Consider the following 18,763-nt stretch of genomic DNA (forward strand, 5'->3'; position numbering starts at 1 on the left):
CTTGTTATTATTGGTGCATTGCACAATAGGTGATTCTGTAACTATTTTCAAGTGAGTGCAGCAAAAAAACGGTGCTTGACAAGTATCAAATTCGGGAGTTCTTTTTACAAAAAATTTACACAGATTGATATTTATTTAACACTATTTCTCTACCAGTTGAGCAGCCACGCCCTACCGCCGATCAAACTGTCAGCGGCAAATCCAGGAAGAAACTGGTACCTGCGCCCATGCTGCTTTTAACGCTTAATTGGCCGTGCAATATCGAAGTCGCAATGTTATAGCAAATATTCAAGCCCAGGCCACTGCCTCCCTGTCCCAGTTTAGTGGTAAAAAAGGGATCAAAAATACGTTTTTGATTTTCTTCGGGTATGCCTGCGCCATCGTCCGAAAAGCCGATCAAAACACGCTGGTCATCTATCAGCGATACATCAATGCGCATGTGGCCAGATTCGACTTGATCAAAAGCATGCAGGATGGAGTTTTCTACCAGGTTGCTGATCACCTGCCCCAGCGATCCTGGGTAGCTGTCCATGTGGATGTTATAGGGGACGTTCAGTTCTATCGTATGGCCAGTCTGGGTAATGCGGATGTTCAGAGTGGCGATAATGTCGTGCAGGACCTGGCGCAAATCAAAGCTGCGCCTTTGCTCTGAAGTACGGTCCACTGCCACCTGTTTGAAGCTGCTGACCAGGGTGGCGGCGCTGCTTAGGCCGCGCATCAATATCTCGGATGAAGTTTTGACTTCTTCGCAAAAATTATTCAGGTCAGAACGGCGCAGGGTCTGACCTTGCAGTTTGCTGTGCAAGACTTTGCTGCCATCCTGCAGGGTGCTGGCGACCAGCAGGCAATTGCCTATCGGCGTATTCAGTTCATGCGCAACACCGGCCACCAGTGAGCCCAGTGCGGCCAGTTTTTCCTGTGCCAGCAAATGTTCCTGGGTTTGTTTCAGGCGCAGATAGGCATCGGCATTACCGAGGGCGATCGCACCATAGGCACACAAGGAACGGAAAATCATTTTCTCGCGCGCGCCATACACAAACTGCCGGGAAGATTGTATGGTCATGGCACCCAGCACCCGTTCGCCGATAATCAGTGGCGCAAACAGCATGCTGTGTACTTTTTCTGTACCGGGTATCAGGCCCGGCAAATCGTCTTCGCCAGCCAGGTCTATGGAAATCTCGCTTCTTTCTCTCACGCAGCGCACCGAATTGGAGACCATGCTGTGCATGTACACGGTATCCGGCTCTATCGGCTCGCCGTTTTCCACACCAAAGGCGGACGTCATGCTTTGCTGGTCATCGTTCATGAGATAGATGACAAAGGCGGTGACGTGCAGCAAATCGTGGACGTGACGGTTGAGTGCATCGAAGACAGCGGCAGCGTCCAGGCTGCCAGTAATCTCCTGCCCTATCGCACCCAGTTTTTCCAGCACTGCACTGGTCTGTTGCAAGACTTCGGCACGCTCTGCTTCGGCTGCAGCCAATTGGCGCAGGTGTTCGCTTTCTGCCTTCATCAGTTCAGTCTGCTGATTCAGCTGCATGGCATTGACGCGATTCGCTGCTTCCTGCTTATGGATTTTTTCACGCGCAGCAATTGCTTCGCGGCTGTATTCATAGGCTTCTTTAAAACTGCCGACAGCAGCGTAGGCATTTGCCAGTTCCTGATACAGTTCGCCCGGCACGGCAAAGCCGCCAATATGGCTGGCAATATCCATGGCCATGCCAAGATAATACAGCGGTGCGCTGGCCGCCTGCATGTCGGCCGGGGGTGGCAAGAAATGCCGTGCGTGCAAGGCCGCCAGCACCCGCAAGACTTCAACATGGCGATAGCTGTCCCTGCTGTGGCGCACCAGTTCCAGCGCATCCAGCGCTACCAGTTGCGCCTCTTGTGCCTGCCCAAGTTGCGACAGGGCAGCGGCATAGCCACGGCGTGAACCTATACGAAAATCCAGGTGGTCTTTATTGTCAGCCCAAAATATCAGTTCAGAAAAACTCTTCAGCGCGACATCGAAATCACCACGGTCCAGCGACAAATCACCCAGGTAACGCAGGGCCAGTAAATGTGAACGTGAACCGACGACGTTGTTCAGGATGGGAAAGGCGCTTTCCAGCATTTCCTTGGCACTATCCAGTCGCCCCAGACGGCGCAGAGTTTCCGACATCTGCAGCAGACAACTGGCGATACTGTTGGGCCAGCCGGTTTCGCGGGCGAGATTCAGGCCCTCCTGTATCCAGCGCAAGGCGGCCTGATGGTCACGCATGATGTTGAATGCATCCCCCACATTGCTGGCGATGCTGATCATGCGTCTTTTTTGCCCGTATTGCCGGGCAAATTCAAATACCTGTATGCCCCGTGCAGCCGATTGTGCGAAATCACTGCTCACGGAAGAGGTGTAAATCAGGAATTCGTTGATGTAACTGTTGATGAACGGGTCGTCAACCGCCGTTTCGGGATTATGGTTTGCATTCCAGCGCTCGATAGCGCGTGGCAGGTTGCGTAACACCATCTGGTTCGCCAGCAACGATTCCGCCACCAGCTCACGCATGCTGTCCTGGGCTTGACGGGCAAACAGGATGGCCCGTTCAACCTCGACTTCCATCACCTGCATGTCACCTTTCAGCAAACCGATACAGGCCAGCAGATAATGGGCATCTGCTGCCAGCATGCCAGTGCTGCGCGTTCTGTCATGCTCAGACAGTTGCAGGCTGGCCTCTGTCATTTGCTGCGCATTATCAAACTCACCAAACAACCAGGCGACCTCGGCCCTGACCAGCATCAGCCTGGCATGAATCAGGTCGGATTGAGGATCTTTTTTTGTTGCGGTAGCAAGCGACGACAACTCATGCTGCAACTGCTCTGCAGCATCCGCCAGCTTTAGCGCCCTGGCGGTATCGCGCTGACGAAAATGCCAGGCCAACCTGACCATCATTCGCAATAATTCTTGTCCCTGCAAACACGGCAACTCACATTCCCATTGTTTTACTTCGTCATCAGTAACGAACATGTCCATGGGATAAACGCTGGTATCAAAAGGCTAAGGTGGTTGAAATAAGTCCTATTCCAGAAATAGTATCAGATCAATGGGGAAAAGTTCACTTTATCCCATACCAGTTCAACATCATTTAAATAATGTTACCAAAAAGCTGCTAGTCATCAGCATGACAAGCTTGTTGTAAGCAAGCCATGTTAATGTTGAGGCAAAAATCTAAGTACCTGTTTACGATCTTACTGCGCGAGCGTGATCGGGGCTCATGCGCTGCTCAAAATGCTCATGTACTACAAGTACATTCCGCTTTTTGTGCTGCTCTTCACCCCGCTGACGCTCGCTCGCTACAGATCGTAAACAGGTTCTGAACGCGGGCTTATGCAATCGCACCCGCTTTTTTGGCTACCAATGTCAAAATATCATACGCTGCGACCAGTTCATTGTCCTGATTTGTCACTTCCACATCCCAGGCTACCACACCCTGCCCCACACCTTTGGCATCTTTCTTTTGCCTGTCTGTCTTGCGCTTGCAAGTCAGGCGCGCGCGTATGGTGTCGCCTATACCTACCGGCTTGATGAAGCGCAGGGTATCCAATCCATAGTTGGCCAATACCGGTCCCGGCGCGGGCGACACAAATAAACCGGCAGCAGCCGACAACACAAAATAACCATGTGCAATGCGCTTGCCGAAAGGGCTTTCTTTGGCAGCGATCTCATCAAAATGCATGTAGAAATAATCGCCGGACAAACCACCAAAGGCGACGATGTCGGCTTCAGCAACGGTGCGTCTGTGGGTCAGCAAGGACATACCGATCTGCAAATCTTCAAAATAGCGGCGGAAAGGATGGATGTCCGATTCCAGTACGGCAGCACCACGTACATGCTCTGCCGTCACCGCAGCCAGCATGGTAGGTGAACCCTGTACGGCGGCTCTTTGCAAATAATGCTTGACTGCCCGACCACCACCCAGTTCTTCACCACCACCGGCGCGGCCCGGGCCACCATGCTTCAATTGCGGCAAGGGGGAACCATGGCCGGTTGATTCTGGCGCTGACTCGGCATTCAATATCATCAGCCGACCATGTCTTGCCGCCATATGCGGTATCGCCATGGCAGCGACGTGCGGGTCTTTGGTGACCAGGGTGGCCACCAGGCTGCCATTGCCCTTTGCAGCCAGCATCAAGGCTTCCTGCATGTCCTGGTAAGGCATCAGGGTCGCCACCGGGCCAAAGGCTTCAATCTCGTGTACTGCCGAATTTTCCATTGGCTGACGACAGATGATCAGGGTCGGCGAAACGAAAGCCCCCTGTTCCAGCCCTTCACCCTGCAACTGCGCTGGCACTGTACCGCCGCAGATGATTTGATTGCCTGCTGCCAGTTGTTGAATGCTGGCGAGTACGTCGTGCTGCTGCGCGCGGCTTGCCAGTGGCCCCATCAGTACACCTCGCACACCTAGCACACCTTCAAGACGTGGGTCACCAACGACAGTTTTATCGAGCCTGGTGCGGATTTTTTCTGCCACAGCATCCAGTTGTGCTGCGGGCACCATGGCCCTGCGTATGGCCGTGCATTTTTGCCCGGCCTTGGCGGTCATTTCACGCACGACTTCCTTGACGTACAAATCGACTTCTTCATCACCGTCCACAATATCCGGCCCGAGTATCGCGCAATTCAGTGAATCGGCTTCGGCATTGAAGGGGATAGAACGGCGCACGATATTCGGGTGTACCTTCAATTGCGCCGCCGTGGCAGCAGAACCAGTGAAGGTGACGACATCGGTTTCTTCCAGCAAATCAAGCAAGTTACCGGTGGCACCAATGATCAGTTGCAGGCTGCCTTCGGGTAGCAAACCACTGACATGAATTTGCCTGACCAGGGCCTCGGTCAAATACGATGTCGCTGTTGCCGGTTTAACGATGCAAGGCATACCCGCCAAAAAGCTGGGGGCAAATTTTTCCAGCAAACCCCAGACCGGAAAATTGAAGGCGTTGATATGCACAGCCACACCCTGACGCGGCACCAGGATATGCGTGCCGGAAAAATGTCCCTGCTTACCCAGTTGCATGGCCGGGCCTTCGTGCACCACGTTCCCGGATGGGAATTCATTCGTGCCTATGCTGGCATAGGCAAATACGGTTCCAGCGCCACCTTCTATATCTATCCAGCTATCGCCGCGCGTCGCACCAGTATGCGATGAAATTGCGTACAGCGCTTCTTTATGTTCGGTCAGGTATTTGGCCAGGGCGCGCAAAATGGCAGCGCGCTGCTGAAAATCCAGCGCCAGCAGATTCTTCAGACCGATCTGTCTTGCATACGTCAGCGCTGCCTGAAAATCCAAAATTTCGACATGACTGGCGTAGATGGCACTGCCATCAATGGCACTATGCAAGACTTGCCGAGGCTCTGCACCTGTCCACACACCGGCTGTCCAGCTTTGCAAAATTTTCATGGGCTACTCTTTAATAATGAAATGAATCAGGACTTGATGCCATAAGCTGGCAAACCTGCTACCAGTGCAATGCGCGGGCGATTTTCTTCAACGGCAGTCAGGGCTTCCACCTCCTGCATGCTGGCGAGTGAACGCCGCGTCAGGGCATGGTATTGCGCCGTACCTTCAGTCTTCCAGGCGATCTCTTCTTCACGCAAAGCACGTGCAATGCGCGCCGGTGCCCCCATGACCAGGCTGCGCGCTGGCACATCCATACCGGCCTTGACAAAGGACATGGCCGCGACGATGGATGATTCGCCGATGACAGCCAGGTCCATGACCACGGCATTCATGCCCACCATGACGTTCCTGCCTATGCGGCAGCCATGCAATACTGCGCCATGGCCGATATGCCCATCCAGCTCCACCACCGTATCACTGTGCGGGAAACCATGGATAACGCAGGTGTCCTGCACATTCCCCCCTTCTTCCAGGACGATGCGGCCAAAGTCGCCGCGCAGACTGGCAGACGGGCCGATATAACAGCCTGGCCCGACAATCACATCGCCAATCAGCGTAGCGCTGGGGTGCACATAGGCAGTGGGATGCACCACCGGTATCAGGCCATCGATTGCATATACTTTCATACCATATACCTCTGCTTGCATTTTTTGCGTATTTTTTCTTTAATTGCTAGTAATGTAGTGCTGCACTAGGCCCCGGGCCGCTTGTCTACGACCCGCCTGGCCTTGCCTACCAAGGTGCGTTCTATGCTGTTGGCGGGCAGTATGCTGACATGGCAACTGACGCCGATAAAGGTTTTGATATGGTGTTCAAGCTGCTGGCGCAATTGCTTCACATCCTGCTCTGACAGCGTACCCGATACGTCGGGGCGGAGTTCGGCGACGATGTCGAGTTTATCCATATGCCCTTCACGCGTCACCACCAGTTGATATTGCGGTGCCAGTTGCGGATGTTTGAGTATCAGTTCTTCTACCTGGGTCGGAAATAAATTCACACCACGGATAATGAGCATGTCGTCAGAACGTCCGGTGATTTTACCCATGCGACGCATGGCGCGTGAAGTGGGCGGCAGCAAACGCGTCAGGTCGCGGGTGCGATAGCGTATGACGGGGAAAGCTTCCTTGCTCAGTGAAGTAAATACCAGTTCACCTTCTTCACCATCGGGCACAACTTCACCAGTATCCGGGTTGATGATCTCGGGGTAAAAATGGTCTTCCCAGATCACCGGCCCGTCTTTGCTTTCTATGCATTCGCTGGCAACACCGGGGCCCATGACTTCAGACAAGCCATAAATATCAACGGCATCAATACCGGCGCGCATTTCGATTTCACTGCGCATGGCATCAGTCCAGGGTTCGGCACCGAAGATGCCTATACGCAGCGAGGTGTTGGCGGCATCCATGCCCTGGCGCGTCATTTCTTCTATGATGTTGAGCATATAAGAAGGTGTGACCATGATGATGGATGGCTGGAAATCCTGTATCAGTTGTACCTGCTTTTCTGTCTGCCCGCCTGACATGGGGATCACCGTACAGCCCAGACGTTCTGCCCCGTAATGCGCACCCAGGCCACCGGTAAACAGGCCATAGCCATACGAAACTTGCACAATGTCCCCAGCCCGACCACCGGCAGCACGTATCGAGCGCGCCACCAGGTCTGCCCAGGTATCAATATCTTTTTGCGTGTAACCCACCACCGTAGGCTTACCCGTGGTGCCGCTGGAGGCATGTACCCGCAGCACTTTTTCACGCGGTACGGCAAACATGCCGAAGGGATAGTTGTCGCGTAAATCCTGCTTGCCGGTGAAAGGAAATTTCGCCAGGTCGGCCAGGGTTTTCAAATCCTCAGGGTGCACCCCTGCTGCATCAAAACTGGCGCGGTAATGCGGGACATTGCTGTACACATGTTGCAGTGTCCATTTCAGGCGTTGCAATTGCAGGGACTGCAGCTCATCCTTGCTGGCTGTTTCTATCGCATCCAGGCCTGTCGCTATTTTCCTGTTTGTTTTGCTGTCTGTGTTGTCTGCCATGTTTTGTCTCCTGCTGATAGCTCTCTATTCGTCTCTATTTTTGATGACTAAACACAGGTTCAAGTGGGAACTGCATTTTCCCGCAACACCAGGCCCGGCACCACTTCAGCATTCAGCTTATGCGACTTGCCACGAAACAGGGCAATCAACTGCCCATGTTGATTCGTCAGGCGTGCATCGTAAATGCCGGTACGGCCAGTCAATGATTGCTCGGTCACGGTCGCGGTGATGACATCCGCTTCCCGCCCCGGCAATAAATATTCTATGCTGCAACCGGCGGCGACTGTCACCTGGTTACGACTATTGCAGGCGAAGGCAAACGCACTGTCAGCCAGGGTGAACAGATAGCCACCGTGGCAGGTCTGGTGTCCATTCAGCATAGCCGGCCTGATGCGCATGCTGAGGGTTGCAGTACCTTCCGCCACGTGCACGATTTGCATATCCAGCCCGCGCGTTGCGGCATCGCTGGCGAACATGGCAGCAGCCGTAAGTTCTGCCATGTGCTGGTGGTCGTTGGCGACCTGCTTGCTTACTTGACTGATCTCTGTGTTCATCAATGCTGTTCCTCAAGGTAGTTACATTACATCCAGGCTTACTTGCCGACAAACTTTGGCGCACGCTTCTCGACAAACGCCGCCACGCCTTCACGATAATCCTGGCTTTGCCCCAGCTCGCGCATCATGCTGGTTTCCAGTACCAGTTGCTGTTCCAGCGTATGTTGCGGGCTGGCGTAGATCGCTTGCTTGGTCAACGCCAGACCCTTGGTCGGGGCGGATGCAAAATGCCTGGCCAGGGCCATGGCTTCGGCCTGCAACTGATCATCGTCGACGCATTTCCAGATCAGGCCCCATTGCTCTGCCTGTTCAGCACTGATCTTGCCACCCAGCATGGCTGCACCCATGGCCCTGGCCGTACCCAGTGCACGCGGCAGGAAATACGTGCCGCCGGTATCGGGTATCAGGCCCAGCTTGCAAAAGACTTCAACAAAACTGGCAGAACGCGCTGCCAGTACGATGTCGCATGCCAGCGGCAGGTTGGCACCGGCACCGGCTGCGACGCCATTCACAGCGCAAATGACGGGCATGGGCAAGGCACGCAGGGCCAGCACCAGCGGCGCATAATATTTTTCTACCGATGCGCCCAGATCGGGTGGTACATCACCTCCTTTCACGGCCCGGTCAGACAAATCCTGGCCGGCGCAAAAACCGCGTCCGGCACCGGTCAATACCATGACGCGCACCGAGGCATCGGCTCGCAGCGTGGCCAAGGCATCCTGTATTTCCAGGTGCATGGCGACGTTGAAGCTATTAAGTTTTTCCGGGCGGTTCAAAGTCAGGTGGGCAATGCCGTCGCTGATGTGAAACAGGATGTGGGAATAGTTCATTCAATTCTCGCTATCAAAATCCAGGGTCAGGGTATCGCTGACCGGAAAGCTCTGGCAGGTCAGCACGAATCCGCGTGCTACTTCATAATCTTCCAGCGCATAATTCCTGTCCATATCCACCTTGCCCTCCATCACTTTGGAGCGGCAGGTGGAACAGACACCGCCCTTGCAGGAATAACGCATATCATGCCCCAGCTTGAGGGCGGCATCCAGCACGGATTCGCGGTCTTTTTCCATCTCGAAATGGGTGTGATGTCCATCCATGATGATGGTCACGGCGCAAGATGATTTACCCGGCAAAGGCTGGTTGCTGGCCACATGCCGGTGCGCCGGTATGCTGGCGGCAAATAATTCGATCTTGATATGCTCTTTGGGCATGCCGCTTTGTTGCAAGGCTGCGCTGACCGCCTGCATCATGTCTTCCGGCCCGCAGATGAAAGCGGCATCCATATCGGAAATACGTATCCATTTATCAAACAGGTTCAGACATTTTTCTGCGGTGATGCGACCATTGAACAAGTCTATATCCTGCCGTTCACGACTCATGATGTAGACCAGGTTCAGGCGTTGCAGGTAGCTGTCCTTCAACGCCGCCAGTTCTTCCTTGAACATGACAGTAGACGATGCGCGATTGCCATACACCAGAGTGAATTTGCTGTGCGGTTCGCTTTGCAGGGTGGTTTTGATGATGGACAATATGGGTGTGATGCCACTACCTGCGGCAAAGGCAAGATAGTGTTTTTTGTGCGCAGCAGCCAAGGGAAAATTGAAATGCCCCATGGCAGGCATGACATCGATAGCCATGCCCGTACGCAGGCTGTCATGCACCCAGTTGGAAAACACGCCGCCCTGTACGCGTTTGATGGCGACACGCAATTGCCCATCCTGCACGGCAGAACAAATCGAATACGAGCGCCGTACATCTTCACCATCTATCTGCGCGCGCAGAGTCAGGTGTTGCCCTTCACGATAGGCAAACTGTGCCTGCAAATCAGTTGGCACGGCAAAGTTCAATACCACGGCATCGCGGGTTTCTGGCCGTATCTGGCTGACTGTCAGCGGGTAAAATTTACTCATTTACAGTGGTCTCCTCTCTTATTTTTATTACTTCTTATTACTTCTTATTACTCGCTCAGTGCGGCTTGAAGTAATCAAAAGGTTCCAGGCAAACCCGGCATTTGTACAAAGCCTTGCAAGCCGTTGATCCAAACTGACTGACCAGTTGCGTATCGGCAGAACCGCATTGCGGGCAAGCGATGGCGGGCTGCACTTCGCGATAACGCTGTATGGATGAGATATCAACCACCTTTTGCTGTGGTGGCGCAATGCCATAGCCACTGAGTTTTTGTTTGCCCGCTTCTGTCATCCAGTCGGTACTCCAGGCGGGTGACAATTGATAAACGATGCTGGGTGTGTTGATGCCATGCGCCTGCAAGGTCTTGCCAATTTCTTCTGCGATGACATCCATGGCCGGGCAGCCAGAATACGTAGGCGTAATGGTGATGACACATTCTGCCCCCTGCCATTCCACCGAGCGGACAATGCCCAGGTCCGTCACTGAAATGACCGGGATTTCCGGGTCGCTGACCTCACCCAGCCATTGCCATATCTGCGCTGTTGTGGCAATTGGGTCTGTCCTGTCTGCTCCGGCAGTGGCTACCATTGCGCGCCCGGATAAGCGCGCTGCAAGAACTGCATCTCGGCCAGCAGGTAACCCATGTGCTCAGTATGCACGCCTTGCTTGCCGCCCTTGTGCATCCAGCTATTGGCAACTGGCAAGTGCAAGGTGGCGGCATGCATGATATCGGCAATATGCGCATCCCAGGCTGGTTTCAATGCCGACGGCAAGGGCGCCACACCCGCGGCATACATGCCGATATCAATATCATCATCCATGAACATTTCACCGCTGAAGCGCCACAGCTCTTCCAATGCAGCCTGCATCATTTGATGGCTTAATGCCGTGCCATCCCCCAGGCGCACCACCAGGTCGCTGCTGCGACGCAAATGGTAAGTCACTTCTTTCAGCGATTTTTCTGCGATGGCGGCAATCTGCTGATCCGTGGATGACTTCAGCGCCTGCAGGTAGTGGTAATGCCAGGTATCAAACAAGAATTGCCGTGTCAGGGTATCGGCATAGCTGCCATTCGGCTGTTCGACCAATAAGAAATTATGAAAGTCGTGGGCATCACGCAAGAAAACCAGTTTGTCTTCTGTGCGGCCCTTGCCTTCCAGTTCTGCCGCATAGGCATACCACAGTCTGGCCTGGCCTATCAAGTCAAGGGCGACATTGGTCAGTGCCATGTCTTCTTCCAGCGCTGGCCCCTTGCCGCACCATTGCGACAGCCGTTGGCTCAGCACCATGACATGATCTGCCAGACGCAAAACATGATTGAACTTGTGATTGAGCTTATCCTCAGACATCTCAACTCTCCAGAAATGATGTGCCTGCTGTGCAGGCAGGATTCAATTAAAGATTCTTGACTTCATCCGGCATGGGGAAAAAAGTCGGATGCCGGTACACCTTGCTGTCCGATGGTTCAAACAGCGCTTCCTTGTCGCCCGGGCTGCTGGCAAAAATGTCGCCTGCACGCGCCGCCCAGATGCTGACGCCTTCACTGCGACGCGTATACACATCACGCGCATGGTTGATCGCCATTTCCGCATCCGGTGCATGCAAGCTACCCACATGTTTGTGTGCCAGGCCATGCTGGCTGCGGATAAAAATTTCCCACAAGGGCCATTCTTTGCTCATGATCTGTCTCCAGTTTTTACGCGCTTTGTTTTTTATCGTGCTGCTTGTCTGCATGCGCCTGCAAGGCATCACGAAACCAGGCACCATCTTCATACGCCTTGACGCGGGTGCGCAGGCGTTCACGGTTGCAGGGGCCATTGCCTTTCAAGACCTGGTAAAACTCATCCCAATTGATTTCACCAAAATCATAATGTCCGCGTTCTTCATTCCATTTAATAGCGGGATCAGGCAATTGCAGGCCCAGGTATTCAATCTGCGGCACAGTCTGGTCCACCATGCGCTGGCGCAATTCATCGTTGGAAAAAAGCTTGATACGCCATTGTGCCGATTGCGCACTATTTACCGATGCCGCATCTGACGGGCCAAACATCATCAGCGCCGGCCACCAGTAACGGTTCAGGGCATCTTGCGCCATGGCTTTTTGTTCTGCCGTGCCGCGACACAATGTCATCATGATGTCGTAGCCCTGGCGCGCATGGAAGGATTCTTCCTTGCAGACACGGATCATGGCGCGAGAATAAGGGCCGTAAGAACAGCGGCACAGTGGTATCTGGTTGATGATGGCAGAACCATCGACCAGCCAGCCTATGGCACCCATGTCAGCCCAGCTTAAGGTCGGGTAATTGAAGATGCTGGAATACTTGGCCTTGCCGGAATGCAGGTCAGCCAGCATGTCATCACGCGATACCCCCAGGGTTTCGGCGGCGCTGTACAAGTACAGTCCATGCCCTGCTTCATCCTGGATTTTTGCCAGCAGGATGGCTTTGCGTTTCAGGGTAGGTGCGCGGGTGACCCAGTTCCCCTCGGGCAACTGACCGACGATTTCAGAATGCGCATGCTGGGAAATTTGCCGTATCAGGGTTTTCCTGTAGGCATCAGGCATCCAGTCCTTGGCTTCGATGCGGATACCGGCATCGATTCTTTCCTGGAAGGCGCGCTCTGCATCACTTAATTCTTCTGGCGTGCGGACTTTTGAAAGACCTGTTTCCACTAATTGTGCATACATGACCACATCTCCTTCTGTGCACTTAATAAAAATACAAAAACCTTGATCTGCCTCAAACAATTATATGATACAGTTTTTATTGATGTTAGTATTTTTTTGTATCATTTAATTTAAATAGGTATTTCCGCATGAAAATAGCGGGCTGTAAATCTGAGTGTGCGGAGCCAGGCTTGGGTAAAATCTGTCTGACATCATCTGGCCCTTAATCTAAAAGTATCGTATGCGAAATGAAGCAAAAATCCAGGACTGGATAGAACTATGCATAGCGAGGGACCCGCCGCGCGCCAAATCATTGGTGATGACGGTGTTTGGCGATGCCATAGCGCCCCATGGCGGCAGTATCTGGCTGGGGGAATTGATCGCACTGATGGGTCATTTCGGTATCAGTGACCGCCTGGTGCGCACCAGTGTCTTCAGGCTGACCGATGAAGGCTGGCTGGAAGCGCAACGCGACGGTCGCCGCAGCAGCTATCAACTGGCAACGGCCACCTATGCCCGTTTCCAGCATGCGTATAAAAGGGTGTATACACAGCAATCCCCGGTCTGGGATAAACACTGGACGCTGCTAATTACCAGCAATGGCGATGTAGGCAGCGGCAATAAAAACCTGTTGAAGAAGGAATTAAGCTGGGAAGGTTTTCGCCAGATCAATACCGGCGTCTTTGCCCATCCACAGGCAGATAAAGTGGCCTTGCAGGATATTCTGGAACGCACAGGCTACCGCGACCAATTGCTGATCTGCAGCGCCAGCGATGATGATCAGTTGCAGGGCCTGCCCTTGCATACGCTGATCAAGTCGCACTGGCAACTGGATGAAATCAATGCCAGTTACCAGGAATTCATCCACAACTTTTCCCCGCTGTTGAAATTAATCAGCAACCAGGATCTGCCAGCCCCCGCCGCCTTTGTCATACGCAGCCTGCTGATCCACAACTTCCGCCGCACCCAATTGCATGACCCGCACCTGCCGGCAGAATTGCGCCCGGCTGACTGGGCGGGTGGCAAAGCGTATCAACTGTGCCGCGCCGTGTATCAATGCTGCTATCAGCAGGCAGAACAACTGTTATCGGAAGCCCTGGCCAGCAGTAGCAGTAGCACCGGGCTCGCTGGAGATGCGTTGCAACAGCGCTTTGCCGACTGATAGTCACAGTACGACAAAATAAAACGCGGAGCAGTCATGAACCGGTCCGCGTTTTTTTATCTGCAAGAATCAATCTGCAAAAATCAGATTGGCATCAGTATGCTTCTATCAGATTTCTTCGTACAAAGGCAGGGTCAGGAATTCAGCGAAATTTTCTGAAGTCGACATCTCTTCAAAAATATGCGCTGCGCGGTCATATGTGGCACCTGTGCCTGCGATTGCTTTTACTTTGAGCAATTCTTCCGGAATCATGGCACGCACCATGTCGGCAGTGACCTTGCGGCCATCTTCCAGATTACCCTTGGCCGAACGTATCCATTGCCAGACTTGTGAACGGCTGATTTCTGCGGTTGCTGCATCTTCCATCAGGTTATGGATAGGTACGCAACCATTGCCAGCCAGCCATGCACCCAGGTAATGGATGCCGACGTTGATGTTGTAACGCAGGCCGGCTTCAGTGATCGGTGTTTCTGGCTGGAAGTTCAGCAAATCCTTGGCACTGACTTCGATATCAGGGCGCTGTTTGGAAATCTGGTTCGGTGCATCACCCAAGACTTTTTTGAATTCTGTCATCGCCAGTTCAACCAGGCCAGGATGCGCTACCCAACCACCATCGTAGCCATCCGTTGCATCACGCGCTTTGTCATTGCGTACACCGCCCATGGCGATCTCATTTTTCTCAGGATCGTTCTTGATAGGGATCAGTGCGGCCATACCGCCAATCGCTGGCGCATTGCGCTTGTGGCAGGTCTTCAGCAACAGCAGCGCATAAGAACGCATGAAAGGCGCAGTCATGGTGACCTTGGCGCGGTCTGCCAGGCAGAAGTTTTTATCGTTCTTGAATTTCTTGATGCAAGAGAAAATATAATCCCAGCGACCGGCATTCAGGCCTGAACTATGTTCACGCAGTTCATACAAAATCTCATCCATCTCAAAAGCAGCAACGATGGTTTCGATCAGCACGGTGGCCTTGATGGTGCCTTGTGCCAGGCCGATTTCATTTTGTGCCATGACAAAAATATCGTTCCACAGACGGGCTTCCAGATGCGATTCCATCTTCGGTAAATAGAAGTAAGGGCCAGCGCCGCGTGCCAGTTGCTCTTTGGCGTTATGGAACAGGAACAGGGCAAAGTCAAAGATACCGCCAGAGATGCGCTTGCCATCAACCAGCACATGTTTTTCATCCAGGTGCCAGCCGCGTGGGCGCACGACCAGGGTAGCGATCTTGTCATTCAGTTTGTAGGACTTGCCATTTTGTTCCAGGCTGATGGTACGACGCACGGCGTCGCGCATATTGATCTGGCCGGTGATCTGATTATCCCAGTTCGGGGTGTTCGAATCTTCAAAATCGGTCATGTAGCTGTCAGCGCCTGAGTTGAAGGCGTTGATGACCATCTTGCGCTCTACCGGGCCGGTGATTTCTACACGGCGGCATTCCAGCGCTTTGGGGATAGGCGCAATCTTCCAGTCACCTTCGCGGATGTGCAGGGTTTCTGGCAAGAAGTCTGGTGTCTCGCCCGCATCCAGGCGCTTGGCGCGTTCTACGCGGGCGGCCAGCAATTGCTGGCGGCGCGGTTCAAATGCGCGGCTCAGTTTGGCAACCAGGGCCAGTGCCTCGGGTGTCAGAATCCCGGCAAAACCTGGCTTGATTTCGCCAGTAATTTGCATGCCTTCAGGTAAAGTCAGTTGTGTCATGATGGTCTCCAAAAAAATAATGTAAAACGAAATCAGTGGCGGTGTTTTTCAACAAAGGCAATCAGGTCTTGCAGCTTGCGTCCTTCGCCATGCGGCGTGACGCCCAGTTGTTCGAGCGGCGCATTTTGCCGGTTGACCCAGAAGGTGGTGTAGCCAAACCAGGTGGCGCAACAGGCATCCCAGCAATTGCTGGATACAAACAGGATATTCTTGGCTGGCACACCAAATACATCGGGTGCCATTTGATAGGCCTCGGGTGCAGTCTTGAATTTTTTGACGGCGTCCACCGACAGCAAATGACTGAACAGACCCTGCATGCCAGCCGCATCGACCGCTGACTGTAGCATGTGTAGATTACCGTTCGATAAAATCGACAGCTTCAAACCCTGCCTGTGCAAATCTTGCAGCACTGCCAGGTTTTCAGGAAAGGCTTGCAGGCGCGCATACTGGCCCATCAGGGTATTTTGCGCATCCAGGCTCAGCTCCAGCCCCAGCTTCTGGCAACAGAAGAGCAAGGCATCCTGTGTCACTTCCCAAAATGGCTTGTACATGCTGCACATGGTACGCAGGCGCGTGTATTCAATCTGCTTGTCGCGCCACAATTCAGCCAATGCCCGTCCCTTGCCGGGAAACAGCTTGTCTGCCTGTTCACTGATGGAATACACATCGAACAGGGTACCGTAGGCGTCAAAGGCGATGGCTGATATGGGCATGATTTTAGGACTGGATGGTCAGGGTATCAAAAATGCATCAAAAGTGAGGTTTCAAAAATTTGAATCGCAAATAACATGAAAGCAGTATATTCAATATAAAATCACATAATCATCGAATTTCATCACTACATCTTTTCATTTTAGTTGCAAATGGAAGATTAACCAGCCAGACTGCCATGGATCAATTCAAACAACTCTCGACTTTTGCCGAAGTGGCAACACGTGGCAGCCTGTCCGCAGCTGCCCGGGCTGAAGGCGTGGCCCCGGCCATGATAGGCCGCCGCCTGGATGCACTGGAAGAACGCCTGGGTGTCAAACTCTTGCAGCGCACTACCCGCAAGCTGGCGCTGACCAATGAAGGCGAAGCCTTTCTGGAAGATTGCCAGCGCATCCTGGCGGACCTGGAAGCAGCAGAAGGTGCAGTGTCTGAACGCAGCGTTCGCGCCAGCGGTACCCTGACGATTTCAGCCCCGGCCGGTTTTGGCCGCCAGCACGTGGCACCATTGATGCCCTCTTTCCTGAGCGAACACCGCGACGTCAAACTGACGCTGAGCCTGAATGACCGCGTGGTGGATTTGATCGGTGAAGGTATAGACGTGGCGATACGCATCGCCGCACTGACCGATTCCAACCTGATCGGCGTCAAGCTGGCTGACAACAAGCGCGTAGTGGTGGCCTCACCCGCCTACATCAAGCGCCATGGCACACCGCAGACACTGGATGAACTCAGCAAGCACAATTGCCTGGCTTTCAGCGCCGATGGCAGCCAGCGTGGCTGGACCTTTCGCCAGAACGGCAAGAATGTCACGCTGAAAGTAGAAGGCAATATGGTCTGCAATGACGGCGAGGTCTTACACGACTGGGCGCTGTCAGGCAAGGGCCTGGCCTGGCGTTCGATGTGGGAAGTGGGGGCAGAAATTGAAAGCGGCAAACTGATCACGGTACTGGATGAATTCAATGCGCCAGGCAACGATATCTATGCGATATTCGCCCAGCGCCGCCACCTGCCCCTGCGCATACGCGCCTTCATCGACTTTCTGCGGCATGCCTACAGCCAGCCGAATTACTGGAAGAAATCCTGACGTGTTTTAATAATTTGAGAAACCAGTCCAAAGGCTGTCAGTAAAGACTGTTAGTAAAGGCGTGACTTGGAGCAGGACAGTAGAAACCCAGACTTTAGCCAGGCTGCCCATTTTTGGCAGCCTGCTCACGCAGTTTGTCTTTCTTGCTTTTGCGTGCCCCCTTGATGCCGCCTGTTGGCGCATCAGCGTTAGCTTCAGGCTCTGCCTTGTTTGCTGCAATTGCAGTAGGTTCAAAACCGGCGATGGTTTCGCGGGGCACACGTTTGTCCTGGCGTTTTTCTATCAGACGGAAATGCATTTCATGCTCGGCCACGATAAAACTGATCGCCGTGCCACTCGCCCCAGCGCGGCCCGTGCGGCCTATGCGGTGGAGGTAATCATCCGCCGAGCGTGGCAAATCATAATTAACGACCGCAGGCAGACCGGCAACGTCAATACCACGGGCTGCCAGGTCAGTGGCAACCAGTACCTGTATGCGATTTGCCTTGAAGTCGGTCAGCATGTGCTGGCGCGCGCCCTGACTGGCATCGCCGTTAAATGCCTCTGCCTTGATACCCGCTTTTTTCAATTTATTGCTGACTGTGTCACTCGCATATTTGGTGGCGACAAAGACCAGCACGCGTTCCCATTGCTGATCTTTGATCAGATGAACCAGCAGGCGGGTGCGCTTGTCGCCATCAACTGCAATCGTCCTTTGCGCGATATCAGGCAGGTTTTCAGCCAGATCGGCAATCGCAACGCGCCGGGGTTCATGCAACAAGGCCAGTGCCAGTTTTTTGACTGCCGGTGAGAAGGTGGCTGAGAAAAACAGGTTCTGCCGTTTGGCAGGTAACTGCTCAAGGATGCGTTTGATTTCTTCGGCAAAGCCCAAGTCCAGCAGGCGGTCTGCCTCATCCAGCACCAGTGTCGCCACGTCTTTTAAAGACAGGGCATTGTTATCCAGCAAATCCAGCAAGCGTCCCGGCGTGCTGATGACGATATCCGCCCCACCACGCAAATGCATCATCTGCGGATTGATAGAGGCACCGCCATAAATCACGGCTACTTTCAACTTGTTTGGCAAGTGCGCTGCCAAAGCCTCGATTGTTTGGCCTACCTGCCCGGATAATTCACGGGTAGGTACCAGCACCAGGATGTTGACTTTACGTGCCTTATTGCTCTCGTTATTGCTATCTTTGCCGCTCTCTTCCGCTTCTTGCTGCATATGTTGCTGCATACGCTGCAATAATGGCAGAGCAAACGCGGCTGTCTTGCCCGAACCAGTCTGTGCCAGTGCCATGACATCCTCGCCAGCCAAGATTGCCGGAATAGCCGCTGTCTGCACCGCAGTCGGTGTCTCATACTGACGTGCAGCAATGGCTTGCAAAAGTTCCGGGATCAGGCCCAGGGATTCAAAAGTCATGGATAAATTGGAGAAGGGGAAAAAGAAATTCTGTATCGAACGTTACATTAGTGTAGTGCTGCACGCAGGGATGTCGCCCCATTCATGCGCATTATAGTGCAATTGTGATGCAGCGAAA

At 53.4% G+C, this 18,763-nt stretch carries 16 protein-coding genes; 2 read left to right on the forward strand and 14 right to left on the reverse strand.

Annotated elements, in window-relative coordinates:
* Positions 1–181: 181 nt before the first annotated feature.
* The 11 genes from ACO0K9_RS21005 to paaA all read right to left on the reverse strand — a co-directional run bounded on the left by ACO0K9_RS21005 (position 182) and on the right by paaA (position 12,612).
* The gene (locus ACO0K9_RS21005; protein WP_422988052.1) at positions 182–3,010 is read right to left on the reverse strand and encodes an ATP-binding protein; all 2,829 of its coding nucleotides are present in this window, start codon (positions 3,008–3,010) and stop codon (positions 182–184) included.
* Between the two features lie 352 nt (positions 3,011–3,362).
* The gene (gene paaZ, locus ACO0K9_RS21010; protein ID WP_422988054.1) at positions 3,363–5,435 is read right to left on the reverse strand and encodes a phenylacetic acid degradation bifunctional protein PaaZ; all 2,073 of its coding nucleotides are present in this window, start codon (positions 5,433–5,435) and stop codon (positions 3,363–3,365) included.
* 26 nt (positions 5,436–5,461) lie between these two features.
* Complete coding sequence (locus tag ACO0K9_RS21015; protein ID WP_422988056.1) at positions 5,462–6,061, reverse strand: phenylacetic acid degradation protein PaaY; 600 nt, start codon at positions 6,059–6,061, stop codon at positions 5,462–5,464.
* A 65-nt stretch (positions 6,062–6,126) separates the two neighbouring features.
* Positions 6,127–7,467 (reverse strand): phenylacetate--CoA ligase PaaK, encoded by a 1,341-nt coding sequence (paaK, locus tag ACO0K9_RS21020; protein ID WP_422988058.1) that lies wholly within the window; start codon positions 7,465–7,467, stop codon positions 6,127–6,129.
* A 59-nt stretch (positions 7,468–7,526) separates the two neighbouring features.
* Positions 7,527–8,021 carry a hydroxyphenylacetyl-CoA thioesterase PaaI gene (gene paaI / locus ACO0K9_RS21025; protein WP_422988060.1) on the reverse strand — a complete coding sequence of 165 codons (495 nt, stop codon included), beginning with the start codon at positions 8,019–8,021 and terminating at the stop codon, positions 7,527–7,529.
* A gap of 38 nt (positions 8,022–8,059) precedes the next feature.
* A complete protein-coding gene (paaG, locus tag ACO0K9_RS21030) occupies positions 8,060–8,851 on the reverse strand; it encodes a 2-(1,2-epoxy-1,2-dihydrophenyl)acetyl-CoA isomerase PaaG (protein ID WP_422988062.1) in 792 nt (263 codons plus the stop codon).
* Positions 8,852–9,928: a 1,2-phenylacetyl-CoA epoxidase subunit PaaE gene (gene paaE / locus ACO0K9_RS21035; protein ID WP_422988064.1), complete on the reverse strand. Its 1,077-nt coding sequence runs from the start codon at positions 9,926–9,928 to the stop codon at positions 8,852–8,854.
* Between the two features lie 55 nt (positions 9,929–9,983).
* The gene (paaD, locus tag ACO0K9_RS21040; RefSeq protein WP_422988066.1) at positions 9,984–10,514 is read right to left on the reverse strand and encodes a 1,2-phenylacetyl-CoA epoxidase subunit PaaD; all 531 of its coding nucleotides are present in this window, start codon (positions 10,512–10,514) and stop codon (positions 9,984–9,986) included.
* Positions 10,508–11,275, reverse strand: coding sequence for a 1,2-phenylacetyl-CoA epoxidase subunit PaaC (paaC, locus tag ACO0K9_RS21045; protein WP_422988068.1), 768 nt, complete (start codon positions 11,273–11,275; stop codon positions 10,508–10,510). The genes paaD and paaC overlap by 7 nt, the downstream gene beginning before the upstream one ends.
* 46 nt (positions 11,276–11,321) lie before the next feature.
* Positions 11,322–11,606, reverse strand: coding sequence for a 1,2-phenylacetyl-CoA epoxidase subunit PaaB (gene paaB / locus ACO0K9_RS21050; protein ID WP_422988070.1), 285 nt, complete (start codon positions 11,604–11,606; stop codon positions 11,322–11,324).
* Between the two features lie 16 nt (positions 11,607–11,622).
* A complete protein-coding gene (gene paaA, locus ACO0K9_RS21055; RefSeq protein WP_422988072.1) occupies positions 11,623–12,612 on the reverse strand; it encodes a 1,2-phenylacetyl-CoA epoxidase subunit PaaA in 990 nt (329 codons plus the stop codon).
* Positions 12,613–12,832: 220 nt separating this feature from the next.
* On the opposite strand from paaA, the gene paaX reads away from it, so the two are divergent.
* Positions 12,833–13,753, forward strand: a complete 921-nt coding sequence (paaX, locus tag ACO0K9_RS21060; RefSeq protein ID WP_422988074.1) for a phenylacetic acid degradation operon negative regulatory protein PaaX — start codon at positions 12,833–12,835, stop codon at positions 13,751–13,753.
* A gap of 108 nt (positions 13,754–13,861) precedes the next feature.
* Here the strand turns inward: paaX and aceB are convergent, their stop codons facing one another.
* Both aceB and ACO0K9_RS21070 read right to left on the reverse strand, forming a co-directional pair.
* A complete protein-coding gene (aceB, locus tag ACO0K9_RS21065; RefSeq protein WP_422988075.1) occupies positions 13,862–15,448 on the reverse strand; it encodes a malate synthase A in 1,587 nt (528 codons plus the stop codon).
* A 32-nt stretch (positions 15,449–15,480) separates the two neighbouring features.
* The gene (locus ACO0K9_RS21070; protein ID WP_422988180.1) at positions 15,481–16,164 is read right to left on the reverse strand and encodes a haloacid dehalogenase type II; all 684 of its coding nucleotides are present in this window, start codon (positions 16,162–16,164) and stop codon (positions 15,481–15,483) included.
* A 173-nt stretch (positions 16,165–16,337) separates the two neighbouring features.
* Between ACO0K9_RS21070 and ACO0K9_RS21075 the strand changes: the two genes are divergently transcribed.
* Complete coding sequence (locus ACO0K9_RS21075) at positions 16,338–17,243, forward strand: LysR family transcriptional regulator (protein ID WP_422988077.1); 906 nt, start codon at positions 16,338–16,340, stop codon at positions 17,241–17,243.
* 94 nt (positions 17,244–17,337) lie between these two features.
* Here ACO0K9_RS21075 and ACO0K9_RS21080 read toward each other — a convergent pair whose 3' ends face one another.
* Complete coding sequence (locus ACO0K9_RS21080) at positions 17,338–18,645, reverse strand: DEAD/DEAH box helicase (protein ID WP_422988079.1); 1,308 nt, start codon at positions 18,643–18,645, stop codon at positions 17,338–17,340.
* Positions 18,646–18,763 lie beyond the last annotated feature (118 nt).

It is taken from the genome of Undibacterium sp. Ji50W (assembly GCF_049340445.1).
Taxonomy (GTDB): domain Bacteria; phylum Pseudomonadota; class Gammaproteobacteria; order Burkholderiales; family Burkholderiaceae_D; genus Undibacterium.